At 67.0% G+C, this 25838-nt stretch carries 19 protein-coding genes; 7 read left to right on the top strand and 12 right to left on the bottom strand.

All coding sequences use genetic code 11. The features are described from left to right. Window positions 1–140 precede the first annotated feature (140 nt). From pbpC to prpB, 8 genes are all read right to left on the bottom strand, one after another. On the bottom strand, window positions 141–2525 hold the full coding sequence (pbpC, locus tag J2X70_RS20480) for a penicillin-binding protein 1C (protein WP_309911923.1): 2385 nt from the start codon (window positions 2523–2525) through the stop codon (window positions 141–143). 49 nt (window positions 2526–2574) lie between these two features. Continuing rightward, window positions 2575–7482, bottom strand: a complete 4908-nt coding sequence (locus J2X70_RS20475) for an alpha-2-macroglobulin (protein ID WP_025877025.1) — start codon at window positions 7480–7482, stop codon at window positions 2575–2577. Window positions 7483–7657: 175 nt separating this feature from the next. After that, entirely contained in the window at window positions 7658–9118 is a 1461-nt protein-coding gene (locus J2X70_RS20470; protein WP_309911920.1) for a bifunctional 2-methylcitrate dehydratase/aconitate hydratase, read from the bottom strand. 98 nt (window positions 9119–9216) lie between these two features. Then, a complete protein-coding gene (gene prpF, locus J2X70_RS20465; protein ID WP_309911919.1) occupies window positions 9217–10401 on the bottom strand; it encodes a 2-methylaconitate cis-trans isomerase PrpF in 1185 nt (394 codons plus the stop codon). Window positions 10402–10435: 34 nt separating this feature from the next. Then, window positions 10436–11140 (bottom strand): hypothetical protein, encoded by a 705-nt coding sequence (locus tag J2X70_RS20460; RefSeq protein WP_223482755.1) that lies wholly within the window; start codon window positions 11138–11140, stop codon window positions 10436–10438. Between the two features lie 94 nt (window positions 11141–11234). Further along, on the bottom strand, window positions 11235–13853 hold the full coding sequence (acnD, locus tag J2X70_RS20455; RefSeq protein WP_279208821.1) for a Fe/S-dependent 2-methylisocitrate dehydratase AcnD: 2619 nt from the start codon (window positions 13851–13853) through the stop codon (window positions 11235–11237). A gap of 109 nt (window positions 13854–13962) precedes the next feature. After that, window positions 13963–15120, bottom strand: a complete 1158-nt coding sequence (gene prpC / locus J2X70_RS20450) for a 2-methylcitrate synthase (protein ID WP_025877010.1) — start codon at window positions 15118–15120, stop codon at window positions 13963–13965. A 35-nt stretch (window positions 15121–15155) separates the two neighbouring features. Then, the gene (gene prpB / locus J2X70_RS20445; protein ID WP_080148858.1) at window positions 15156–16049 is read right to left on the bottom strand and encodes a methylisocitrate lyase; all 894 of its coding nucleotides are present in this window, start codon (window positions 16047–16049) and stop codon (window positions 15156–15158) included. A gap of 153 nt (window positions 16050–16202) precedes the next feature. On the opposite strand from prpB, the gene prpR reads away from it, so the two are divergent. Beyond that, the gene (gene prpR / locus J2X70_RS20440; RefSeq protein ID WP_309911916.1) at window positions 16203–17786 is read left to right on the top strand and encodes a propionate catabolism operon regulatory protein PrpR; all 1584 of its coding nucleotides are present in this window, start codon (window positions 16203–16205) and stop codon (window positions 17784–17786) included. Window positions 17787–17885: 99 nt separating this feature from the next. Here the strand turns inward: prpR and J2X70_RS20435 are convergent, their stop codons facing one another. The 3 genes from J2X70_RS20435 to pdxH all read right to left on the bottom strand — a co-directional run bounded on the left by J2X70_RS20435 (window position 17886) and on the right by pdxH (window position 19493). Continuing rightward, window positions 17886–18350, bottom strand: coding sequence for a DoxX family protein (locus J2X70_RS20435; protein WP_025877004.1), 465 nt, complete (start codon window positions 18348–18350; stop codon window positions 17886–17888). Between the two features lie 186 nt (window positions 18351–18536). Further along, window positions 18537–18884, bottom strand: a complete 348-nt coding sequence (locus tag J2X70_RS20430) for a hypothetical protein (RefSeq protein ID WP_032951970.1) — start codon at window positions 18882–18884, stop codon at window positions 18537–18539. Window positions 18885–18893: 9 nt separating this feature from the next. Continuing rightward, on the bottom strand, window positions 18894–19493 hold the full coding sequence (gene pdxH / locus J2X70_RS20425; RefSeq protein WP_025877001.1) for a pyridoxamine 5'-phosphate oxidase: 600 nt from the start codon (window positions 19491–19493) through the stop codon (window positions 18894–18896). Window positions 19494–19533: 40 nt separating this feature from the next. On the opposite strand from pdxH, the gene J2X70_RS20420 reads away from it, so the two are divergent. Beyond that, window positions 19534–20361: a kinase gene (locus tag J2X70_RS20420; RefSeq protein WP_099843325.1), complete on the top strand. Its 828-nt coding sequence runs from the start codon at window positions 19534–19536 to the stop codon at window positions 20359–20361. A gap of 6 nt (window positions 20362–20367) precedes the next feature. Here the strand turns inward: J2X70_RS20420 and J2X70_RS20415 are convergent, their stop codons facing one another. Beyond that, window positions 20368–20571 (bottom strand): dodecin family protein, encoded by a 204-nt coding sequence (locus tag J2X70_RS20415; protein WP_025876997.1) that lies wholly within the window; start codon window positions 20569–20571, stop codon window positions 20368–20370. A gap of 98 nt (window positions 20572–20669) precedes the next feature. On the opposite strand from J2X70_RS20415, the gene J2X70_RS20410 reads away from it, so the two are divergent. The 5 genes from J2X70_RS20410 to mdtD all read left to right on the top strand — a co-directional run bounded on the left by J2X70_RS20410 (window position 20670) and on the right by mdtD (window position 25301). Next, window positions 20670–21212: a shikimate kinase gene (locus J2X70_RS20410; protein WP_032976596.1), complete on the top strand. Its 543-nt coding sequence runs from the start codon at window positions 20670–20672 to the stop codon at window positions 21210–21212. Next, window positions 21209–22321 carry a 3-dehydroquinate synthase gene (aroB, locus tag J2X70_RS20405; RefSeq protein WP_218787846.1) on the top strand — a complete coding sequence of 371 codons (1113 nt, stop codon included), beginning with the start codon at window positions 21209–21211 and terminating at the stop codon, window positions 22319–22321. Before J2X70_RS20410 ends, aroB begins: the two co-directional genes overlap by 4 nt. 128 nt (window positions 22322–22449) lie before the next feature. After that, on the top strand, window positions 22450–22689 hold the full coding sequence (locus tag J2X70_RS20400) for a WGR domain-containing protein (RefSeq protein WP_025876992.1): 240 nt from the start codon (window positions 22450–22452) through the stop codon (window positions 22687–22689). Window positions 22690–22717: 28 nt separating this feature from the next. Then, the gene (gene hemE, locus J2X70_RS20395) at window positions 22718–23800 is read left to right on the top strand and encodes a uroporphyrinogen decarboxylase (RefSeq protein WP_032951968.1); all 1083 of its coding nucleotides are present in this window, start codon (window positions 22718–22720) and stop codon (window positions 23798–23800) included. 91 nt (window positions 23801–23891) lie between these two features. Further along, entirely contained in the window at window positions 23892–25301 is a 1410-nt protein-coding gene (gene mdtD / locus J2X70_RS20390) for a multidrug transporter subunit MdtD (protein WP_025876990.1), read from the top strand. Window positions 25302–25838: the final 537 nt, after the last annotated feature.

The following is a 25838-nucleotide window of genomic DNA, read 5'->3' as shown; positions in this document are numbered from 1 at the left end:
TAGATGCCCACCTTGGTGGGCGGCTTCCGCGCGTGCCCACCAAGGTTGGCACCTACCGGGTCATGGTGGACCGGTAGCGCCGGGCCATGCCCGGCGGGTTGGTGCCCGATCACGTGACATCCGCCGGGCATGGCCCGGCGCTACCGCAGCACGTTGAACCGTACCTGCGTCCAGGCGCCGTCAGCAGCCAGCGCGGTCAACGTATGCGCCCCCGGATCGGCGAACTCGCGCTGCATCAGCTGCGCACCGCGCGTCTGCGCGATCCATCGACCATCCAGCAGCCAGTCCACGGCCTGTTCGCTGCCCAATGCGCGCAGCTGCAGGCGTACGCCGTGTTCGGCATTGGGTGCACGCGCCAGCGTCGCACCTTCGTTGAGGCCATCGATATGCAGGGCCACACTGGCCTCGCGGCCATCATCGCGACAGTCCGGCGACAGCGCGGGAAGCTGTGAGGCATCGCGGGTGGCCTTGGGCAGCCAGGGTGACAACAGCGCCGGCCATCGCGCGATTTCCCGCGCGACCTCCTCATGCGGCGCGCTGCAGTCAGCCGATACGCGCAGTCCGGTGCGCGCGTCAGCCAGGTAGCGTTGGCGGCCAGGCTGCCATCGCCGTGCCTCGCGTTCGGGGAACGTCGGCGGTGCCGCACCGTCCAGCAGATAGGCCGACAGGCGTCGCTGGCAGAGTGCCGCTGGCAACCCTTCGGCCAGTTCTCCAGTTGGCCAGCAGATGTCTGCCTGGGTCACGCTGGCCGGCATCGGCGCGGCCGCCGCATCGCCGCGTTGGCGCGGCAGGCTGTCGACCACCTCGAACATCAACGGCAAGGCGGTGACCGCGCCGTACTGCCCCGGCAACGGCGTGCCATCGGGGCGCCCCACCCACACGCCCACGGTGTAGTGGCGGGTACTGCCGATCGCCCACGCATCGCGGTAGCCATAGCTGGTTCCGGTCTTCCAGGCCACGCGCGGCCGCCCGCCAACGTCGAACGTGCCAACGCCGTATCCCGGGCGCGGATTCGATTCCAGCATCTCGCGCACGATCCAGCTGGCACCGGGCGAAGCCAGCCGCCGCTCGATCATCGGTTCGTCATCGGTGTAGCGCACGCGGCCGGCAATGCCGTTGCGGTTGAGCGCAGCGAACGCACCGACCAGGTCTTCCAGCCGCGCGCCGGTGCCGCCGAGGATCAGCGACAGATTGGGCGAACTGCCCGGCGGGAAGCGCAACTGGATGCCGGCGTGCGACAGGCGCGCGGCGAAGCGTGCCGCACCTACCCGTTGCAGCAGATCGACCGACGGCACGTTCAGCGACAGGCGCAGCGCACTGGCAGCACTGACCGGGCCGTTGAAGGCCATGTCGAAGTTGCCCGGCCGATAGCTGCCGAAGCTCTGCGGCGCATCCACCAGCAGGCTCTCGGAATGGATCAGGCCATCATCGAGTGCCATCGCATACAGGAACGGCTTCAGCGTGGAGCCCGGCGAGCGCCAGGCCTGCACCATGTCCACGTGGCCCAGCCGTTGCCGATCACCGAAAGACAGCGTGCCGACATACGCACGCGCCTGCAGGGTCTGGTTGTCGACCACCAGCAGTGCGGCTGACGTGCGCTCGGGCAGCGTGGAGAAATAGCTGGCCACGCGCTCTTCAAGGGTGCGCTGCAGGCCGATGTCGATGCTGCTCTGGATCCGCGCCTGCCCCGGATGCGCCGAGTGCAGGCGCTGGGCCAGCAGTGCCGCATGCAGCGGTGGACGCAGCGAGCGTGCGACCACGTTCTCGATGCGCGCATCTTCCACTTCCTCCGGCGTCCATGCGCCGAGCTCGGCCATGCGCGCCAGTACCTTGTCGCGAGCCTTCTGCGCGGCTTCGGGATGACGATCCGGGCGCAAACGGCTGGGTGCCTGTGGCAGCACCGCCAGCAACGCGGCCTCGGCATGCGAAAGTTGCGCGGCCGGCTTACCCAGGTAGGCCCAGCTGGCCGCCTCCACGCCTTCGATGGTGCCACCGTAGGGCGCGCGCTCCAGATACAACGCGAGGATCTCGCGCTTGGACAGGTGCACCTCAAGCTGCACCGCACGCAGCATCTGCTTCAGCTTGCCCCAGGGCGTGCGCGTATGCGGATCGAGAATGCGCGCCACCTGCATGGTCAGGGTCGAGCCTCCGGAGACGATGCGGCCACCCCGCAGCAGCTGCCCACCGGCACGCAGGATCGCCAGAGGATTGACGCCCGGGTGCCGCCAGAACCAGCGATCCTCGTAAGTCAGCAGCGCCTGCAGGTACAGCGGCGACACGCTGTCGACCGACGCCGGATAGCGCCACACGCCCTCGGCATCGGCGAACGCCCGCATCGGGCTGCCGTCAGCGGCAACCACCAGCGTGCTGGTGTCGCGTTGCCGGGGCAACGGCGGCGGGAAGGCGAAATCCAGCACCAGCAGCAGCGCCAGCAACGCCGCCGTGCCCCAGCGCAGCCACGGCCACAGCGGTTGCAGCCGCTGCCGCAGGCGCGGCAGCCGCGTTTTCAGCAATCCCACCTTCATCCACGGCATCCAGTGGGACGGGCCGCGCCGTCGCGGCCCGTCCGCACGGTCACGGCTGTACCACCGTCAACGTGGTCGGGTTGCTGCGGCCGACGCCACGCAGCTGCGGCCGGTACATGTCCTCCACCAGCGACGGCGGCACCGTGTAGGTACCCGGAGTGACCGCACGCACCAGGTAGAACACGTTGGCCTTGCTGCCACGCGAGAGCTTCAGCGCCGCCACGTAGCGGTCATCGCGGAACTCCTCGTGCTTGGTATCGGCCGCTTCGCTGCGGTCGCTGATGGTGATGCCATCGACCACCACATCGGCCCACTGCTTGGCATCGCCCAGGTTGAGGTTCTCGATCTCCAGGCCCGCCGGCAGCAGGTCGGTCAGCAGCGCATCGGGCATCTCGCTGTCGGCGGTGATGGTGACCCGCACGATCAGCGCTTCGCCCTCCTTCAGCGGACGCGGCGACCACGGCTTGCCATCGGTGCCGAAGTAGCTTCGCTCCACGCCGATCACGCTGTTGTCCGGCGCCGGCGCACTGCGCGGAATGCCGGCCACGTCGATGCTGGCGAACATCGGCGGCTGTCCCTGCGGGGTGAAGCGCACGCCCGCGGCCAGCTGCCCTGCATCGAAGTTGCGGCCAAACAGCTTGCGTTCGCCGATGGCCTCGCTGTTGCCACCGATCACCAGCTCACCGGCCACCAGCGCCTTCTGGTTGGCGGCCAGTGCCTTGCCGAGGCGGGCGATGGCCACCTGTTCCTGCGTGCTCAGCCACATCCACCCGCTGCTGCGGCGCGCATCCAGGCCACGGCCAAGATCAACCGCGCGTGCATCCCACGCCGGCTTGGCCAGCTTGTTTTCGTGGGTCAGCGCGATCATCAGCGCATCATCACGAACGGCACTGCCGTAGTCGCCGAAGTAGGACGGGCGCTCGCTGCTGGACTTGGCAAAGCCCGCCGCAAGGGCCGCCTGGCCGCGCTTGGCATCGCCCTGCAGCGACAGCGCCACGCCCAGGTGCACCAGCGACAGACCACCCACGGCCTTGCTGCGTTCGTTGTCGTACAGCGTGCGCAGGGTACCCAGCGGCGCGCGGTTGACGCGGGCCAGCACGTAACCCGAGTACGCCTGGTTGGCGAACTTCAGGCTTTCGCGTTTTTCCTGGCCGTAGAACTGGTTGCCACCGGACAGCAGGTCTTCGCTCAGGCGGTTCAGCGCCTTCTGCAGCACGTTGTCCGGCACCGCGAAGCCACCGTCCTTGGCATCGAGCAGGAACTCGGCGATGTACGGGGTCAGCCACGGGTTCACGTAGCCGTCGTCACCCCACATCGAGAAGTTGCCGTTGGCCACCTGCATCGATGCCAGGCGACCGAACGCACCTTCCATGCGCTCGCGACGGGTCTTCGCATCCAGGCCGTCAGCGCCGAGCATGGACGACGTGGCCTGGTCCAGGATCAGCGCGGCGTAGCCCTTGCTGGTGGTCTGTTCGGCACAGCCGTACGGGTAGTTCAGCGCGCCCTGCAGCGCGCTGGCGAACGGGATCGGCGGCAGCGGGCTGACCAGCAGGCGGGCATTGACCGATTCGGACATCAGCCCATCCATCAGGCTGCCATCCAGGCTCACCGCCGCCAGCGGATCGAGCGTGCGCACCTGCGAGCGCAGTACCTGCGGCCACGCCGCACGTACCGGCAGATCGTAGCGGCGGTCGGCCTTGAAGCCGTTGCCATCCACACGCACGCGCACCTTGGCCACGCTGTGGCCCTCGCGCGCCGACAACGGGAAGCTCAACGTGGTCTTGGCATCGGCATTGAGCTGCACGCTGCGCGTGCCTTCGCCCAGGCTGAGCGGGCCTTCGCTGTCCACGCGCACGTTGAACTGACCGGGCTTGCCGGTGAAGTTCTGCACGTCCAGCGTCACCGTGCTGCGGTCGCCCGGGGCGAGCACGCGCGGCATGCTGGCCTCGGCCAGGATCGGTGCGCGCACCACGGTTTCCACATCGCGCTTGCCGTACTGGTCATCGCTGTAGACCAGCGCCGACACCCGCAGGGTGCCATTGAAATCCGGCACTTTCAGGCGAATGCGGGCAATGCCCTTGGCATCGAGCTGCACCGGGCCGGAAAACAGGTCCACGGTCTGCACGCGCGCGGTCGGCCGCTTGGCCTGCGGCAACGCCTGCAGCGCCATGTCGCCGCCGAACTTCAGCTTGCCGCTGCCGCCGTCGAAGCTCTCGATCACCCGGCTGTAGATGTCATAGGCATCGATGCCGAGGCGGCGCTGGGCGAAGAAGTGCGCGCCGGCATCGGGCACCGGGAAGCGGGTGATGTTGAGAATGCCCACATCCACGGCCGACACAGTGACGTGCGCGACCTTGCCGGCCAGCTGCGGTGCGCTGACCGTCACTGGCAGGTCCTGCTCCGGTCGCATCTGCTTGGGCGCGGCCAGGCCGACGGCCACGGTGCGGCCCTTGCGGTCCATCGGCACGTGCACCACGCCCACCGCGCGGGCTGGGGTGATCTTGCTCGGCGCACTGCCACCTCGGAACACCAGCGCGGTGATGTAGACGTCGTGGCGCTCCCAGTCTGCGGTGACCGGGATCTTGTAGGTGGCACCGGGCTTGGCGTCGATATCCTGCACGTACAACATGCGGTCGGTCTCGACCATCAGCACGCCCTTGCCGGCGTGCGGCGGGGTCACCGTCACTTCCAGGGTATCGCCGGCCTTGTAGCCGGTCTTGTCCAGGCCCAGCTTGACCTTGTCCGGGCGGGCATCGAGGCCACGGTTGTCATCGCCCCAGCTCCAGCCGGCGCGGAACGGATAACGGCTGGTCAGGCCGGTGGACGGATCGAACACGTCCACCCGGTACTCGCCCCACTCCACCGGGAAGTCGAAGGCCACCGCGCTGCCGCCGGCATCGACGGTACGGGTTTCCTTGTTTTCGAAGCGGCGGGTGAAATCGTAGTCCCAGCGGTTGTCGTTGAAGGTCCAGTGGTAGTCGCGCAGCTCGCGCACCAGGGTGATCTTCAGGCCCTTGGCCGGCTGCGGCTTGCCGGCCGCATCCACGCGCATCAGTTCAAACCGCGCGTTGCCGTTGGAATCAGCGCCGTCGTCCGGATTGAACAACGGGCGCACGCCGACCAGTGCGGCGGCCGGCCATACCACCCGCTTCAGGGTGCGGGTGACCGTGCGGCCACCGGTTTCATACAGGCTGCCGGACAGCACCACCGCGATCGGCGCCTTCGCCTTGGTCGCCTCTTCCGGCAACGACACGTCTTCGCGCAGCTGGCCATTGGCCGGCAGCGTGGTGTCGATGACATCCTTGGCTTCGCGCGGCAGCTGCAGGGTCGGGTCGCCGAAGAAGTAGCCCGGCAGGCCCTCCACCGGCTTCTGCTCGGCGGCCACCGCCATGCGCGCGGTGAAGCGGTTGCCATCGGCCGGGGCACCGTACAGATAGGCACCGTTGGCCTGCAGGCGCAGGTCCTCACCCGGCTTCAGCGTCTTCTGCGCGCTGTCCAGGTCCAGCTTCATGCGCTCCGGCAGGAACTCCTCGATGCGCAGGGTCATGCCCTGGATCGCTTCCTTGCTGGCCGGGTCGGTGCGGAACTCCACCTGCCACCGCCCGGTCGGCGCCTCGGCGGGAATGGTCTGCTCGAAGTTGATGTAGCCCTGTTCGCCCGGCTGCACGCGGGTTTCGCGGAAGGTCTTGCCATCGGGCTGCTTCAGGCGCAGGAACACCGGCTGGCTCTTGATCGGCTTGCCGTCGTTGTCGCGCAGCAGCGCCGACAGGCGCACCGTCTCACCCGGGCGGTACAGGTCGCGGCCCGACCAGGCATAGACATCGAACCAGGCGTTGTCACGGCCGGCCACGGCGAACTCGCTCAGGTCCAGCGCCGGCTGGTTGAAGGGCAGGAAACTGGTGTCCTTGCCGCTGCTTGCCACCAGCACGTGGGTGGCATCCAGGGTGTAGTTCAGCAGCGCATTGCCGTTGCTGTCGGTACTGCCCTTCAGCACCACTTCGCCCTTGGCATCGAGCACGCGCAGGTCGATGCCCTTCAGCGATGCACCGTCCTTCAGCGCGGCGGTATGGACGAACAGCTTGTCCTTGTACGCGCGGGTGTGCAGGCCGATGTCGCTGACCGAGAAGAATGCGGTATCGAACTCGCCCTCGTAGTCACCGGTGCGCTTGAGCAGGGCGAAATACAGCCCCGGCTCCTGCAGTTCCTTGATGTCCTGGGTCGGCAGGTAGGTCAGCACCCGCTCGTTCTGCTTGCCGCCCAGGATGAAGCGATTGACGTAGACCGGTTCGGCCAGCTTGTTGATCGGGCTGCGCTCGTAGTCGCTGCTCAGTTCCCAGCTGCCACGGCGACCACCGCGCTGGTACTGGCTGAAGAAGGTCGGCAGATCCTTTTCGCGCACGCGCAGGAACTCGACATCGACCTCCGGCACGTTCACCGACACCACCGGCAGGCCGCGGCTGTCCTTGGCCGGCAGCACGCTGCCCTGCGAGGCAAAACCGGCCACCGGCTTCAGCTCGCCGCTGAAGACCTTCTGCTTCAGTTCCTTGCCCAGGCGGCTGCCATCGGCGGCCAGCAGGTCCGGCGAGACCACCAGGCTGAATTCCTTGCCGGCTTCGACGAAGGGATAGCGCAGGGTCAGGCCGTCATCGGACAGGGTCCAGCTGCTGTCATCGTTGCCGACCTTCTCTTCGAAGCGCACCAGCTTGTCGAAGTCCTGGGTGCCGACCAGCGGGCGCGAGAACTCCAGCGCCAGCGACAGGCCTTCACTCTTCTGGTCCGGGTAGGCACGCAGCAGGGTGAACTCCTTCACCTGCTCGGCCTTGGTGGCGATGGCTTCGCCGCTGGCCTTTGGCAGCTGCCCGCTGTCGTTGCGGCAACCGGCCAGGCCCAGCAACAGCCCTCCTGCCAGCAATGCTGCCGTCCATCCCCACCGCATCCGCCGTGCCGGACCGCTCATGTCGTCACTCCTTGATCGAGGTGGCCATTATAGGCGCGTCGCGTCAAGGCGTTGACGCGGATTCGGCAGGAATGCATCGGAACGGTAGCGCCGGGCCATGCCCGGCGGGGTAGCCGCCGACCCCGGTTGGCGTTGGGCCCATGCCAACCAAGGTTGGCACCTACCAAAGTGCCCCCTACCCCGGCAGGTACAGGTCCACGTAGTCGGTCACCGGCATCGCCGCCAAGGCCACCGGGTCCAGCGAGGCGGCCAGGATGCGCTGCTGCTGGGCGGTGGGGAAGCGGTGCGCCAGGTGCCGACGGAACTTGTCCATCAGCAGCGGGATACCCTCTGCGCGCCGGCGTGCGTGGCCCAGCGGGTACTCCACCAGCACCTCCGGCAGCGCGCTGCCGTCGTTGAAGCGCACCGTCAGCCCGTTGGCGATGCTGCGCTTGTCCGGGTCCAGGTAGTCGGCGCTGAGCTGCGGGTCTTCATGGCAGGTCATCTTCGCGCGCAGCGCGTCGATGCGCGGATCGGCCGCCATGTCGTCCTCGTAATCCTCGGCCACCAGCCGCCCATGCAGCAGCGCGATGGCCACCATGTACTGCACGCAGTGATCGCGGTCGGCCGGGTTGTGCAACGGCCCCTGCTTGTCGATGATGCGGATGCAGGCTTCCTGGGTACGGATCGCGACGTGTTCGATGTCCTCGGCCGTTCGCCCCTGCGCGCGCAGCTGCTGGTGCAGGATGATCGCCGCCTCCACCGCCGTCTGCCCGTGGAATTCGGCCGGGAAACTGATCTTGAACAGCACGTTCTCCATCACGTAGCTGCCGAAGGGTCGGCCGAGGGTCAGCGCCTGGCCATGCATCGATACCGCCTCGAAGCCCCAGGTCGGTGCACTGAGCACGCTGGGGTAGCCCATCTCGCCTGTGGCGGCCATCAGCGCGAGGCGTACGCCACGGCTGGTCGCATCACCGGCTGCCCAGCTTTTGCGCGAACCGGTGTTGGGCGCATGCCGGTAGGTGCGCAGCGCCTGTCCATCCACCCAGGCCAGCGACACCGCATTGAGCATGCGCTCGCGGTCCAGACCCAGCATCTGTGCGACGACGGCGGTGGTGGCCACCTTGACCAGCAGCACGTGATCCAGGCCGACCCGGTTGAAAGAGTTGCGTAACGCCAGCACGCCCTGGATCTCGTGCGCCTTGATCATCGCCAGCAGCACGTCGTGCACGGTCGGCGGCGGGCGTCGCAACGCCGCCGCGTTGCGGCCAAGCCAGTCGGCCACGGCGAGGATGCCACCGAGGTTGTCCGAGGGGTGGCCCCACTCTGCGGCCAGCCAGGTGTCGTTGAAATCCAGCCAGCGCACCATCGCGCCGATGTTGAAGGCTGCCTGCACCGGATCGAGCACGAAGTTGGTGCCGGGGACGCGCGCGCCGTTGGCCACGCTGATACCCGGCACCAGCGGGCCCAGCAGCTTGCTGCAGGCGGGGAAGGACAGCGCCTCCAACCCGCAGCCCAACGTGTCGAGCAGGCAGTGATGCGCGGTCTGGAACGCCAGCGGCGAGTCGATGCGCGTGTCACGCACGTAGTCGACGATGTCCACCAGCAGCGCATCCCAGGCTGCACGGGCGTTGGATGGGGTGTGGCTGTCGGACATTGTCTGTTCTCCGGTAGCGCCGGGCCATGCCCGGCGGTTCATCGGCGGGTCCCGTTGCGCCCGCCGGGCATGGCCGGCGCTACCACAATGAACCTGCCTTACGGCGTATCGGCCGGCACGCGCACCTTGCCTTCCATCAGCACGCGGGCGCTGCGGCTCATGATGGCCTTGGACACCGTCCACTGGCCGTCAACGAGTGCGGCCTGCGCACCCACGCGCAACGTGCCCGACGGATGCCCGAAGGTCACGGCCTCGCGCTCGCCGCCGCCAGCAGCACGGTTGACCAGCGTGCCGGGGATCGCCGCGGCGGTACCGATCGCTACTGCAGCGGTGCCCATCATCGCGTGGTGCAGCTTGCCCATCGACAGCGCGCGGGCATGCAGATCGATGTCCGCGGCCGGGATCGCCTTGCCGCTGGACGACACGTAATCCTGCGCGGGGGCGACGAAGGCTACCTTCGGCGTGTGCTGGCGGGTCGCCGCGTCTTCCAGTTTCTGGATCAAGCCCATGCGCAGCGCGCCGTAGGCACGGATCTTCTCGAAACGCTCCAGCGCCGCTTTGTCTTCATTGATCGCCGGCTGCAGTTCGGTGCCGGTGTAACCGAGGTCGGCGGCGTTGAGGAAGATGGTCGGGATGCCGGCGGTGATCATCGTCACCTCGAAACTACCCACGCCCGGCACGTCCAGCGTATCGATCAAGTTGCCGGTGGGGAACATCGCACCGGCGTCACCGTCGTCGGACGGATCGAGGAATTCCAGCTGGATCTCGGCAGCCGGGAAGGTCACGCCATCCAGCTCGAAATCGCCGATCTCCTGCACCTGCCCATCGCGCATCGGCACATGGGCAATGATGGTCTTGCCGATGTTGGCCTGCCAGATGCGCACGGTGCACAGGCCATCGCGCGGCACGCGGGCCGGATCGATCAGGCCGTTGGCGATCGCGAACGGACCAACGGCGGTGCTGAGGTTGCCGCAGTTTCCGCTCCAGTCCACGAATGCGGTATCGATCGACACCTGGCCATACAGGTAATCCACGTCGTGATCCGGCACCGAGGCGGTGGAGATGATCACGCACTTGCTGGTGCTGGAGGTGGCCCCGCCCATGCCGTCGGTTTGCTTGCCATACGGGTCGGGCGAGCCGATCACGCGCATCAGCAGCGCATCGCGTGCGGCACCCGGCACCTGAGCGACCTCGGGCAGGTCCTGCAGGCGGAAGAACACGCCCTTGCTGGTACCACCGCGCATGTAGGTAGCGGGAATACGGAGTTGCGGGAGGAACGTCATGGTGGACATCTCGACAGAATAAAAGAAGGGAGCATCAGGACTGCAACGCCAGCCGCCGCCGGCGGCTGTCAGCCTGCGCACTGCGTTGCCAACGGAACAGATACAGGATGGCCAGCTTGGTGCTGCCACTCACCACAGCCAGCAGGAGCAACGGCCAGCCCAGCCGCAGGCCCATGGCGGAGGCAAACACAATCGTGGACAGGTCCATCAGCAGGATCAGCTGACTCATCCGCAGCGACACCGCACCGGTATGGCCATTGCGCAGAATCAGCAGAATCTGATGAGCGTAGCCCTGGGCCAACAACGCGGTAATGACCACGATCACCGCACTGGCCACCACCCTGCCTTCATCCACATGACGATCGCCCCAAGCCAGACCAGCCAGTGCGCAGATCAACAGCAGCGCGGCTGTCAGCAGGCTGGTCGTCGCGGAGCGGCTCCGGCGGTCACGCCAGATCTCCACCAGGATGGCCATCACCAGCACCGAGGCGAGCAACCGCGGCCAGACAATGAAATGATTGAATGGTGTGACGCTGTAGCCATAGATGAAGAAGGAGAGGTAAGCCAGGAAGCTGACCGTAAACTGGTTCAGCGACAGCACCGCAGTGGCGGTGTCAGTCGCGTCCGTGCGTCCGCGGCGGAGGCGCACCAACCGCAATTGCGCGCTCACGCCCAATAAGCTCAGCAGAATGAAGGCAGTATTGACTATGCCGGCGATGTTGTAGAACGCGGTTCCCATGCAGATGGGGCTACGCCCCTCTCCTCCGTGACCACCGCCATGCGGGCCGAAGCCAGCATGGCGGCAACTCGACGCAAGCAAGCTATTCGCTGCCTTACGCCACCTTGGCGCCTTCCAGGAAGTCCTGCGCGAAGCGCTGCAGCACGCCGCCGGCCTCGTAGATCGCCACTTCCTCGTCACTGTCCAGGCGGCAGGTGACCGGCACGATCACGTCCTGGCCGTCGCGGCGGTGGATGACCACGCGCAACTCGGCGCGCGGCGTGCGTTCACCGATGACGTCGAAGGTTTCGGTGCCATCGATGCCCAGGGTCAGGCGGGTGGTGCCCGGCTTGAACTCCAGCGGCAGCACGCCCATGCCGATCAGGTTGGTGCGGTGGATGCGCTCGAAGCCTTCGGCAACGATGGCCTCCACGCCAGCCAGGCGCACGCCCTTGGCAGCCCAGTCACGCGAAGAACCCTGCCCGTAGTCGGCACCGGCAATGATGATCAGCGGCTGCTTGCGCTGCATGTAGGTCTCGATCGCTTCCCACATGCGCATCACCTTGCCTTCCGGCTCGACGCGCGCCAGCGAACCCTGCTTCACGCTGCCATCTTCATTGCGCACCATCTCGTTGAACAGCTTCGGGTTGGCGAAGGTGGCACGCTGCGCGGTCAGGTGGTCACCGCGATGGGTGGCGTAGGAATTGAAGTCCTCTTCCGGCAGGCCCATCTTCGCCAGGTATTCGCCAGCCGCACTCGAGGCCAGGATCGCGTTGGACGGCGACAGGTGGTCGGTGGTGATGTTGTCGGGCAACACCGCCAGCGCACGCATGCCGGCCAGCGAGCGCTCACCGGCCAGTGCACCTTCCCAGTACGGCGGACGACGGATGTAGGTGCTCTGCGGGCGCCAGTCGTACAGCGGGCTCACCGCTGCGCCGTGTTCGACGCGTACGTTGAACATCGGGTTGTAGACGCTGCGGAACTGCTCCGGCTTCACCGCCGCCTTCACCACCGCATCGATCTCGGCATCACTCGGCCAGATGTCCTTCAGGCGCACCTCGTTGCCGTCGGTGTCCACGCCCAGCACATCCTTCTCGATGTCAAAGCGGATGGTGCCGGCGATGGCGTAGGCGATCACCAGTGGCGGCGAGGCCAGGAACGCCTGCTTCGCATATGGATGGATGCGGCCGTCGAAGTTGCGGTTGCCCGACAGTACCGCCGTGGCGTACAGGTCACGGTCGATGATTTCCTGCTGGATCTTCGGATCCAGCGCGCCGCTCATGCCATTGCAGGTGGTGCAGGCGAAGGCGACGATGCCGAAGCCCAGCTTCTCCAGGTCCGGCAGCAGGCCCGCTTCTTCCAGGTACAGCTGCACTGCCTTGGAACCGGGTGCCAGCGACGACTTCACCCAAGGCTTGCGCAGCAGGCCGCGCTCGTTGGCCTTGCGTGCCAGCAGGCCGGCGGCGATCACGTTGCGCGGGTTGGAGGTATTGGTGCAGCTGGTGATGGCAGCGATGATCACCGCGCCATCCGGCATCAGGCCCTGTGCCTGCTCGGCCTTGCCGGCTTCCAGCTTGGCGGCATCGGCGATGCCGCGCTCGACCAGTTCCGATACCGGCAGGCGGCGATGCGGATTGCTCGGGCCGGCCATGTTGCGCACCACCGTCGACAGATCGAAGTGCAGCACGCGCTCGTATTCCGCAGTGGCCAGGTCATCGGCCCACAGGCCGGTGCTGCGCGCGTAGCTTTCAACCAGTGCGACCTGCTTTTCCTCGCGACCAGTCAGGCGCAGGTAGTCGATGGTCTGGCCGTCGATGTAGAACATCGCGGCGGTTGCGCCGTATTCGGGGCACATGTTGGAGATGGTGGCGCGATCACCGATGGTGAGTGCAGCGGCACCTTCGCCGAAGAATTCAAGCCAGGCGCCGACCACGCGCTCCTTGCGCAGGAATTCGGTCAGGGCCAGCACCACGTCGGTGGCGGTGATATCCGGCTGCGGCCGACCGGTCAGCTCGACACCGATGATGTCCGGCAGGCGCATCCACGACGCACGGCCCAGCATCACGTTCTCTGCTTCCAGGCCGCCCACGCCGATGGCGATCACACCCAGCGCATCCACATGCGGGGTGTGGCTGTCGGTGCCCACGCAGGTATCGGGGAAAGCGACGCCATCCTGCACGTAGATCACCGGCGACATCTTCTCCAGATTGATCTGATGCATGATGCCGTTGCCCGGCGGAATCACGTCCACGTTCTCGAAGGCCAGCTTGGTCCAGTCGATGAAGTGGAAGCGGTCCTCGTTGCGACGGTCCTCGATGGCGCGGTTCTTCTCGAACGCCTGCGGATCGAAACCACCGCACTCCACTGCCAGCGAGTGATCGACGATCAGCTGCACCGGCACCACCGGGTTGACCTTGGCCGGATCACCGCCCTTGTCGGCGATCGCATCGCGCAGGCCGGCCAGATCCACCAGCGCGGTCTGGCCGAGGATGTCATGGCACACCACGCGCGCCGGGAACCACGGGAAATCCAGGTCGCGACGGCGCTCGATCAGCTGCTTCAGCGAGTCGGTCAGCGTGGCCGGATCGCAGCGACGCACCAGGTTCTCGGCCAGCACGCGCGATACGTACGGCAGCGTGGCGTAGGCGCCGGGCTGGATCGCGTCGACGGCGGCGCGCGCATCGAAATAGTCCAGCGAGGCGCCGGGGAGGGACTTGCGGTAATCGGTATTCATGGGCTGGCGGAATGCTCGTGGCGGGCCGGGTGCCGGCAATACGGCGGTGACGGCATCCGGCCGGCACGGGGCCGGCCGGATGCATGCAGCAGTGCAACAGTGGCGATGATCAGGAACGCTTGTCGATGGCCACGAAGTCGCGATCTTCCGGGCCGATGTAGTTGGCGCTCGGGCGGATGATCTTGCCGTCGATACGCTGTTCGACGATGTGCGCGCTCCAGCCGGCGGTGCGGGCGATCACAAACAGGGGGGTGAACATCGCGGTCGGCACGCCCATCATGTGGTAGCTGACGGCGCTGAACCAGTCCAGGTTCGGGAACATCTTCTTGATGTCCCACATCACCGTTTCCAGGCGCTCGGCGATGTCGTACATCTTCATGCTCGACTGCTCTTCGGACAGTTCGCGGGCGACGTCCTTGATCACCTTGTTGCGCGGATCGGACACGGTGTAGACCGGGTGGCCGAAACCGATCACCACTTCCTTGCGCTCCACGCGGGCCTTGATGTCTTCCTCGGCTTCGTCCGGATTGTCATAGCGCTTCTGCACTTCGAACGCCACTTCGTTGGCGCCGCCGTGCTTGGGGCCACGCAGCGCGCCGATGCCACCGCAGATCGCGCTGTACATGTCGCTGCCGGTGCCGGCGATGACGCGGCAGGCGAAGGTCGAAGCGTTGAACTCGTGCTCGGCGTACAGGATCAGCGAGGTGTGCATCGCCTTCACCCACGAATCCTGCGGCTTCTCGCCGTGCAGCAGGTGCAGGAAGTGGCCACCGATGGAGTCATCATCGGTTTCCACGTCGATCGCGCGGCCGTTGTGGCTCCAGTGGTACCAGTACAGCAGCATCGAACCGAGGCAGGCCATCAGCTTGTCGGCGATGTCGCGCGCGCCCGGATGGTTGTGGTCATCCTTCTCCGGCGCCACGCAGCCGAGCACGGACACGCCGGTGCGCATCACATCCATCGGGTGCGCCGACGGCGGCAGTTCTTCCAGCGCGGCCTTCACCGCGGCCGGAATGCCACGCAGCGACTTCAGCTTGGCCTTGTAGGAGACCAGCTCGGCGCGGGTCGGCAGCTTGCCATGCACCAGCAGGTAGGCGATTTCCTCGAACTCGCTGGTGTTGGCCAGGTCCAGGATGTCGTAGCCACGGTAGTGCAGGTCGTTGCCACTGCGGCCGACGCTGCACAGCGCGGTGTTGCCGGCAGCGGTGCCGGACAGGGCGACGGACTTCTTCGGCTTGAAGGTCGGGGTTGCGGTCGTATCGTTCATGTTTCCCTCCGAAACTTGATGGTGCAGGGTACTGCTTATTTCTTGGCGGCGAACAGCGCATCGAGCTGCTGCTCGAAGGCGTGATAGCCGATACGGTCATACAGCTCCTCGCGGGTCTGCATGCTGTCGATCAGGTTGCGCTGGTGGCCCTCACGGCGGATCGTCTGGTAGACGTTCTCGGCGGCCTTGTTGGCGGCGCGGAAAGCGGACAGCGGGAACAGCTGGATGGCCACGCCGGCCGAAGCCAGCTCGTCGCGGCTGAACAGCGGGGTCGCGCCGAATTCAGTGATGTTGGCCAGCACCGGCACCTTCACCGCATCGACGAAGCGGCGGTAGGTATCCAGGTCATAGGCGGCCTCGGCGAAGATGCCGTCGGCACCGGCTTCGACGCAGGCGATGGCACGCTCGATGGCCTTGTCCACGCCGTCCACCTGGATGGCGTCGGTGCGCGCGATCAGGAAGAAGTCCGGATCGGTCTTGGCATCGGCAGCGGCCTTCACGCGGTCGACCATTTCGCCCTGCGAGACGATCTCCTTGCCCGGGCGATGACCGCAGCGCTTGGCGCCGACCTGGTCTTCGATATGGCAGGCGGCCGCGCCGGCCTTGATCAGCGACTTCACCGTGCGCGCGATGTTGAACGCGCTCGGGCCAAAGCCGGTGTCGATGTCGACCATCAGCGGCAGGTCGCAGACATCGGTGATGCGGCGCACGTCCACCAGCACGTCTTCCAGGGTGTTGATGCCGAGGTCCGGCAGGCCCAACGAGCCGGCGGCCACGCCACCGCCGGACAGGTAGATGGCACGGAAACCCGCGCGCTTGGCCAGCAGCGCATGGTTGGCGTTGATCGCGCCGATCACCTGCAGCGGCGATTCGGCAGCCAGCGCCTCGCGGAAGCGGGCACCGGCGGAAGAGAGGGTCGAAACGGTCATGCGGCGATCCAGGTTGAAGGACACAGGGGTAAGCGCAAACACCGTGCCAACCTGCAAGCGGTTGATTTCACGGAGATGACCGGCCCGCAACACTGAAACATATGAAACATTGAAACAGATGTATCATGAAACATCGCCTCCCGGTATCCGTGCATGTACCTGCCCCGCTCGCCCCTGCGCCACACCGATGCCGACCCCGGCCGCCCGGTGATCTGGACGGTCAGCGTCTCGCGCCTGACCGGCCTGCTGGGCGATGTCATTCCCGAATTCGACCGCCGCGCGCGCATCGAGCAGATCAACCTGGGCTTCGAGGAGGCCGTGGAAGTGATCGGCCAGCGCCTGCGCCGCGAGCACTGCGACGTGGTGATTGCCGGCGGCTCCAATGCAGCCTGGTTGCGCGGTCGCCTGGACCTGCCGCTGGTACCGATCCACGCCAATGGCTTCGACCTGATGGAAGCGCTGGCGCGCGCCCGCCGCATCGCCCCACGCATCGGCCTGGTCACCCATGCCAGCGACGTGCCGGTGTTCAGCAGCTTCCAGCAGAGCTTCGGCCTGGACATCGAGCACCGCCGCTTCGTCACCCGCGAAGATGCCCGCGACTGCATCGCCGACCTGCGCGCCAACGGTATCGAAGTGATCGTCGGCACCGGCATGGCCATCGACCATGCCGAACAGGCCGGACTGCCCGGCGTGCTGCTGTACTCGGCTGATTCGGTGCGGCAGGCGTTCGAGCATGCGCTGGAGCTGACCCAGGCCATGGCCCGCTCCGGCGGCAGCCGGCCGGCTCCGCGCCGCCGCACCGCCGCACGCAACGATGCGCATGCCCTGCTCGGCGACAGCAATGCGATGGCCGACGTGCGCGCACAGATCGCGCTGTACGCCCCGCACGACAGCACCGTACTGGTTACCGGCGAGACCGGCACCGGCAAGGAACTGGTTGCACGCCAGCTGCACGCCGCCAGCGGTCGTCGCGGTCGCTTCGTTGCGCTGAACTGCGGTGCGATCAGCGAATCACTGCTGGAAGCGGAGCTGTTCGGCTACAGCGACGGCGCCTTCACCGGTGCGCGTCGCGGGGGGCGCGTCGGCCTGGTCGAGGCGGCCGATGGCGGTACGTTGTTCCTGGACGAGATCGGCGAACTGCCGCTGCCGCTGCAGACCCGCCTGCTGCGGGTGCTGGAAGAACGCGAAGTGCTGCGCGTGGGCGCCACCGAACCGACCCCGGTCGACCTGCGCGTGGTCGCCGCCACCCTGCAATCGCTGGAGCAGCGCGCGGCGGCTGGCAGCTTCCGCCGCGACCTGTATTACCGGCTGGCCGCGCTGCGCATCGCACTGCCCACTTTGCGTGCGCGTCGAGGCGATATCCCGCTGCTGACCACGCACTTCTTCCGCGAACTGCGCGGCATCGATGCACCGCTGGATGCAGAAGCGCTGGCCCTGCTCAGCGCTGCCGACTGGCCGGGCAACGTACGTGAACTGCGCAACCTGGTGGATAGGCTGCGCATCCACTGGCAGCCGGGTGAGGGGCTGATCGATGCAGCGCGCCTGCTGCAGCTGGCGCCGGAGCTGGTGAACGAAGGCGCCGCCACACTGCCAGTGGAAAACAACGGCAAGCGCCCGCCGCGTGCGCAGCTGCAAGCGCTGCTGCAGGAACACCGCAATGACCGCGAAGGCATGGCGCAGGCACTGGGTGTGTCACGCACCACGCTGTGGCGATGGCTGCGCGCGGAGGGGCTGTAACGTCCTGCCGTCTGGTTGGTGCAGAACCGATGCCTGGTGGGTGCGAACCTTGGGTCGCACCGCTTTTTCCCAAGCACCCCATCCACGCATGGCGTGGATCTACTGGAGCGCCGCGCGCGCTTCGATGGCGAACCGTCCACTGCCCACGGCCGCAACCCATAGCAGCAGCACGCCCAGCGGCACTTCGCTCAGGTAAAAGAACCAGCTCAGCCAATCCGGTACGCTCAGCCCCGCAGGGATACGCGCGATGCCATCGGTCAGCGCCGCCACCGCGCAGATCGCCGCCAGCAGCAGTGCCGATGGGCGACTGAGCAGGCCCAGTACAAGCAGTCCACCTGCGATCCATTCAATGCCGCCGAGCACCGGCGCACTGACTACTGGAGATGGAATGCCCGCATCGATCAGCGTGTGCACCATCCGCTCGCGCCCGGCGTCGGTGAACACCTTGTTCCAGCCCGATACGCAGAACATCACCCCGGCGACGACACGGGCGAGCAGTAACAGGAGCGCTTCCACGCCCTGGCGCGGCGGTGGCACGGTAAACAGGCAACGCCAGGAGGGCATGGCGACTCCGGATTTCGAGGGCATTGGTCGGAGTGTGCGGTTCGCTGACCTGCTCGCACATGAAGCTGGCCGGTCCGTTCGCGACAAACGGCTCTCGCAGTGGTGCGCGTTGGAACAATGGCAGTCGTACAGGCTCGACCCTACGATGCAGGTGTACCGACCTTTCCATCCACGCATGGCGTGGATCTACCCGGCCAGCAGCAGCTCGATCTCTTCCACCTGCACCACCGGCACCTGCCACGGGTGATGCGGCACGATGCCGTGCTCGAGGATGCGCTGTAGCCGCTGCGGATCGCGCGGCAGGCAGAACTCCAGCCGCACGCTGTCGACCACCTCGGTCTGCCCCGCCTCGCCCTGCGTGGGGATCGCACCCACGCGTGGCCGGAACTGTTCGAACCCCGGCACGGACCACCACATGCCGTGCTCGTAATCGCCAGCCACCAGTGCATCCACCGAAAGGATGCCCTGCTTCACCGCCTCCAGGGCAGGCACCGGCACGAACACCACCACGCGATACAGCGGCACGCGTTGCATCACGGTGCCTTACGGGTACAACAAGCGCTTGCTCCAGCGCCCTTCGGCACCCGCTTCATAGCACCAGCGCTCGTGCAGGCGGAACTGCGCGCCGTACCAGAACTCGATGCGGTCAGGCACCACCCGCAGACCACTCCAACCTTCCGGACGCGGCACGTCCTTGCCCTCGAAGCGCGCCTCGACCTCGGCCACGCGCGCGTCGAACTCCTCGCGCGAGTTCAACGTCTTCGACTGCAGCGACGCCCACGCGCCGATCTGGCTCATGCGCGGACGGCTGGCGAAATAGGCGTCGGCCTCGGCATCGGCCACCTGCTCCACGCGTCCCTCGATGCGCACCTGGATGCCGGCCTCGCGCAGGCTGCGCCACAGGAACAGCAGCGCCGCCTGCGGATTGGCCTGCAGCTCGTTGCCCTTGTGGCTGTCCAGGTGGGTGTAGAACACGAAGCCGCGCTCATCGAACGCCTTCAACAGCACGGTGCGCGCCGATGGCCGGCCCTGCACATCGGCGGTCGCCACGGTCATCGCATTGGGCTCGACTTCGCGGCTCTGTTTCGCTTCTTCGAAAAGGGCGGCAAAGGTCGACAGGGCTTCGGCGTACAGGTCGCTCATGACAGCATTCTTCTCACACGGTTTGGGCTATTGTGGCGGCATGGTCGCCGCTGCGTACATGCCCCAGGTGAAAGGATTCCCCGAAACAGTGGTCGAGCAGGCGCTGGATGACGCGCTGGGCAGCAGCACAGCCGTTCCAGTATTGGCGATCAGCGGCCTGCAGGGGAGCGGCAAATCGACGCTGGCCGCGCAGGTGGTTGCCCGTGCCCAGGCGCGTGGCCTGAACGCCGCAACGCTGTCCATCGACGATGTCTACCTGACCCGCGCACAACGCCAGCGCCTGGCCCGGCAGGTGCATCCGTTGTTGATCACCCGTGGCCCACCTGGCACCCACGACCTGCCGCTGGCACATGCGGTACTGGACGCAGTGGCCGCACGACAGCCTCTGGCCCTGCCCCGCTTCGACAAGCTGGCCGACGAGCGCCTGCCCGAAGCACAGTGGCCGCAGCTGCAAACGCCGCTGGACCTGCTGGTGTTCGAGGGCTGGTTCCTGGGCACCCCGGCGCAGGACGATGCCGAACTGGATGTCCCGCTCAACGCCCTGGAGCGCGAGGCCGATGCCGATGGGCGTTGGCGGCGCTGGTGCAACCAGGCGCTGGCCCGCGACTATCCGGCGCTGTGGCAGCGTTGCGACCGCTTGTGGTTCCTGCAACCCCCTGATTTTTCGGTGGTGCCGCGTTGGCGCTGGCAGCAGGAGCAGAACCTGCAGGCGGCCCAGCCGGGGCGGCACGGCATGAACCGACCCCAGCTGGAGCGCTTCGTGCAGTACTACGAGCGGGTAAGCCGGCAGGCGTTGCGTGCGCTGCCGGCCATTGCCGACCGGGTAGTGGCGCTGGATGCCCAGCGCCAGGTGCAAGGGCTACGCTGAGCAGCCTCACTCCACCAGGAAGGTGACCCGCAGATTCACCCGCCATTCGGTGATCTCACCGTTGCCGTCGGTGACCACCTTGGTCTCGTTGATCCAGGCGCCCTGGATGCCCTTGACCGTCCCGGACACCTTCTTCAATCCGCTGCGCACTGCGTCCTCCACGCTCTTGGGCGAGGACGCATTGATTTCGATGACCTTGGCAACCGACATGGCAGGCACTCCATCAGTCGCGGGATACCCCGCAGGAACCCCCACCCTGACGTGAAGAACGTAAAGGCCAAGGCACGGAGGTGTTAGCATCAGAGGGCATGAATCCCGCTCCGAACCTGATCCTGATCGGCCCGATGGGTGCCGGTAAAACCTGCATCGGCCGCCGCCTCGCCGAGCGCTTCACGCTGGACTTCGTCGACGTCGACCAGGCCATCGTCGATGCGACCGGGGCCAGCATCCCCACGATCTTCGAGCATTCCGGCGAAGCCGGTTTCCGCGCCCATGAGCGCCAGGCGCTGGCGCAGGTGCTGGCCGGCCGTGGCCAGCTGGTGTCCACCGGCGGCGGTGCCGTGCTTGACCCGGACAATCGCGCCCTGATCGCCAAGCGAGGCTTTGTCGTCTACCTGCGGGTCAGCGTCGCAGCCCAGCTGGAGCGTCTGTCACGCGACAAGGCCCGGCCACTGCTGCAGCGGCCGGACCGCGAACAGGTGCTGCATGATCTGGCCGCGCATCGCGACCCGCTGTATCGCGACCTCGCCGATGTCACTCTTGATACCGACCCGTTTACCGCCGCCGATGCCACTGCCCAGCTTGTCGTCAAGCTGGCCACGCACTGGCAGCGACAGGACCCCACTGCATGACCTCCCCTGCCCTGCTGCAGGTCGCCGTTGGCGGCGACCGTCCCTATTCCATCACCATCGGTGCCGGCGCCCAGGCCGACGGCGCCGCATTGGCCAGCCATGTGCGTGGCCGCCATGTCTTGCTGGTCAGCGACAGCGAGGTTGCGCCACGCTATCTGGATGCCACCAAGCAGACCCTGCTGGCCGCACGCCCGGACCTGATCCTGGCTGAGCATGTGCTGGCCGCCGGCGAAGCCTCCAAGACCCTGGCCGAGTTCGGCTCGGTCATCGAGGCGCTGGCCGCGCTCGGCGCGACCCGCGATGCCTGCGTGTTCGCCCTCGGTGGTGGTGTGGTCGGCGACCTCGCCGGCTTTGCCGCGGCCTGCTGGATGCGCGGCGTCGACTGCGTGCAGCTGCCAACCACGCTGCTGGCGATGGTCGACTCCTCGGTGGGCGGCAAGACCGCCGTGGATATCCCGGCCGGCAAGAACCTGGTCGGTGCGTTCCACCCGCCCCGTGCGGTGATCGCCGATACCCGCGTGCTGGCCACCCTGCCGCCGCGTGAACTGCGCGCAGGCCTGGCCGAAGTGGTCAAGTACGGCGCGCTGGGCGATGCGGTGTTCTTCGAGTGGCTGCAGCAGCATGCCGACGCACTGGTGGCCGGCGAAGATGCGGTCATCGCCGAGGCCATCGCCCGCAGCTGCCGGCACAAGGCCGCCATCGTCGAGCGCGATCCCTTCGAGAAGGGCGAGCGCGCCCTGCTCAACCTGGGACACACCTTCGGCCACGCGATCGAAACCGAACAGGGCTACTCCGCACCGGGGCGCGATGCGCTGAACCACGGTGAGGCCGTAGCGGTGGGCATGGTGCTGGCGGCCCGCCTCTCCACCCACCTGGGCCTGGCCGACGACGCCGACCGGGTGCGCCTGCAGGCGCTGCTTGAACAGCTTGGCTTGCCGGTGGCAATCCCCGCCGGGCTGGACCCGCAGGCCCTGCTCGGCCGCATGCGCCTGGACAAGAAGAACGTGGCCGGCCGCCTGCGCCTGGTGCTGTGGCGTGGCATGGGCCGCGCCGAAGTCGTACCGGACGTGGATGAAGCGGCGGTACTGAAGGTGCTGGGCGCAGGCTGACCGCTTCCGCGTTCGCCGGGCATGGCCCGGCGCTACCTGGGAGATTTCATGAGGTTGCCGGCCAGCGGCCGGCATTACCGGATCAGCGTTGCGGCAGGGCTCACCTCGCCCCCGCTACAATCGGTGCCATGCACGTCCACCTGCAACAACCCGCCGACGGTGCCCAGGCACCGCGCTTCCTGCGCCTGACCCTGGTCCCGGACCTGTTCGGCGGCTGGGAACTGCTGCGTGAATCCGGCCGCGTCGGCGCCCGCTCGCAGCTGCGGCGCGAGCTGTACCTGACGGCCGACGAAGCCCGCCACGCCTACGACAAAGCCCGCGATGCCGAACTGCATCGGGGCTTCCAGATTCTTTCGCACGGCGACTGACTGCGCCGCTGCTCTTTTCGCCCAAGGAATGCCCACTGTGACCAGCCCTCTCCGCAACGATCGCCTGCTGCGCGCCCTGCGCCGCGAACCGGTGGACTGCACCCCTGTCTGGCTGATGCGCCAGGCCGGCCGCTACCTGCCGGAATATCGCGCCACCCGGGCCAAGGCCGGCAGCTTCCTGGCCATGGCCAAGAACCCGGAGATCGCCTGCGAAGTCACCCTGCAGCCGCTGCGCCGCTTCCCGCTGGACGCGGCCATCCTGTTCTCGGACATCCTCACCATTCCCGATGCCATGGGCCTGGAGCTGTACTTCGTCGAAGGCGAAGGCCCGAAGTTCCGCCACCCGGTACGCGATGAAGCGGCCATCGCCAGGCTGGCGGTGCCGGACATGGAGCAGGATCTGGGCTATGTGATGGACGCGGTGCGCCTGATCCGCCGCGAACTGGATGGCCAGGTGCCGCTGATCGGTTTCTCGGGCAGCCCGTGGACGTTGGCCTGCTACATGGTCGAAGGCGGCGGCAGCAAGGATTTCGCGCGCATCAAGGCGATGGCGCTGAACCATCCGCAGGCCCTGCACCGCTTGCTGGAGGTAACCACCGACGCGGTGATTGCCTACCTCGGCGCGCAGCGCGCGGCCGGTGCGCAGGCCCTGCAGGTGTTCGACACATGGGGCGGCGTGCTGTCGCCGGCAATGTACCGCGAGTTCTCGCTGCGCTATCTGCAGCGCATCGCCGAAGGCCTGGAGCGCGGCGAAGGCAGCGAGCGCACACCGCTGATCCTGTTCGGCAAGGGCACCGGCCTGCACCTGGAAGCGCTGTCGCAGACCGGCGCCGATGCGCTCGGCCTGGACTGGACGCTGGACCTGGACGAAGCGCTGCGCCGCACCGGTGGCCGCGTAGCGCTGCAGGGCAACCTGGATCCGACCACGTTGTATGCCTCGCCTGATGCGATCGCCGCGGCGGCCGCACGCGTGCTCGATACCTATGCCGCCGGCAACGGTGGTTCGCGCGAGGGCCATGTGTTCAACCTCGGCCACGGCATGTCGCCGGACATGGACCCGGCCCATGTACAGGTGCTGGTCGACGCAGTGCACGCACACAGCCAACGCTGAGCATCGCGCAGGCAATCACGGCGCGATGTTGATCGCGCCGTGACCCGCAGTGCGCGATCATGGCGCCCCCACGTTGCACCGGCCACGCCCCATGTCCACAGCGCCATCGACCTACACCCGCCAGCGTCCCCTGCTGTGGCTGGTTTCGCTGGCGATCTTCATGCAGATGCTGGACTCGACCATCGTCAACACGGCCTTGCCGGCGATGGCGGCCAGCCTCGGCGAAAGCCCCCTGCAGATGCAGTCGGTGGTCTTCAGCTACGCGCTGGCAGTGGCCACCTTCATTCCCGCCTCCGGCTGGATCGCCGACCGCTACGGCACCCGACGCACCTTCCTGGTGGCGATCATCCTGTTCACCCTCGGCTCGCTGGCCTGCGCGATGGCGCAGCAGCTGCACCAGCTGGTGGCCGCGCGCGTACTGCAGGGCATCGGCGGCGCGATGCTGCTGCCGGTCGGGCGCCTGGCGGTGATGCGCTCGGTGCCACGCGAGGACTTCCTGCGTGCGATGAGCTTCATCGCCATTCCCGCACTGGTGGGTCCGCTGATCGGCCCCACGCTGGGTGGTTGGCTGGTCGAGATCGCCTCGTGGCACTGGGTGTTCCTGATCAACCTGCCGATCGGCGTCATCGGCTTCATCGCGGCGATGAAGATCATGCCCGACCACTACGCCAGCCACCGCACCCGGTTCGACCTTCGCGGCTACGCCATGCTGGCCTTTGCGATGGTGGTGCTGTCGCTGGCACTGGATGGGATTTCCGGGCTCGGTACACCTCACGCGCTGGTGATGCTGATGACCGTGGCCGGCCTGGCCGCGCTGGTCGGTTACTGGCTGCACGCGGCAAATTCAACGGCACCGCTGTTCTCCCTGGCACTGTTCCGCGTGCCCAGCTACCGCATCGGCATTCTCGGCAACCTGTTCTCGCGCATCGGCAGCAGTGCCATGCCGATGCTGATTCCGCTGCTGCTGCAGGTCGGCCTTGGCCTCGGGCCGATGAACGCCGGCCTGATGATGGTGCCCGTGGCCGCCGCAGGCATGGTGTCGAAGAAGCTGGCGGTGAAACTGGTTGAACGCTACGGCTATCGCCGCGTACTGATGACCAACACCGTGCTGGTCGGCCTGGCGATGGCCAGCTTCATCCTGATGACACCGGGCCAGCACCTTGCCGTGCGCCTGCTGCAGCTGGCGTTCTTCGGTGCGGTCAATTCGTTGCAGTTCACCGTGATGAACACCGTCACCCTGCGCGACCTCGACCGCGAGTTCGCCAGTTCCGGCAACAGCCTGCTGTCGATGGTGATGATGCTCGCCGCCGGCTTCGGTGCAGCCGCCGCAGGCAGCCTGCTGGCCGCATTCGGCACGCAGCTGGAAGGCCACGGCGCCACGGCTGCGCTGCACGCCACGTTCCTGTGCGTGGGCGCGATCACGCTTACGTCGACGCTGATCTTCTGGCAGTTGCCCGACACCAAGCCCGAGCCGCGCCAGGTAGAAGAAGTAGCGGAGTAGAGGGTTCGGCAAGGCTGCGCCCTGCACCTGCAGAGGCCGAAGCAACGGCAACAGCCGAAGCAAGCTGGCATTCCGTGGGATGGCGGGGCGGTGTCGGATTGCGGGGACGCCGCAAGTACGTCCCTGTAGGCTTGGCCGCCGCTTGCTCGTGTGCGCTTTCCTGCGCACACGGCAAGACCGGGGTTGGGCGTCCTGCCCAACCCGCCCGAGGCATGCCTCGGGCCCATGCCGCGGACACCCCGCAATCCGACACCGCCCCACCTCCGACAGATTTCCGCGATCTGCAGTAGATCCACGCCATGCGTGGATGAATATCTGTCAGATATCGAAATAGTTCTGGGGTCAGGTCCGTTTTCCTGCGGGAAACGGATCTGACCCCATGCCGTTCCCGTGCCGCCCACCAACAGCAACACAGAACGCCGTTCCGACAGATCGCGAAAATCTGTCGAAGGCGGGGTGGGTCCGGTTGCGGGGGCGTGAGCGCCATGGATGGCGCGACCGAGCTTACAGGGACGTACTTGCAGCGTCCCCCGCAAC

This window comes from Stenotrophomonas sp. 1337, from assembly GCF_031455455.1.
GTDB classification, from domain to species: Bacteria; Pseudomonadota; Gammaproteobacteria; order Xanthomonadales; family Xanthomonadaceae; genus Stenotrophomonas; species Stenotrophomonas indicatrix.
Note: the sequence above shows the minus strand (reverse complement) of the source record. Positions and strands in the feature narration are given on the sequence as shown.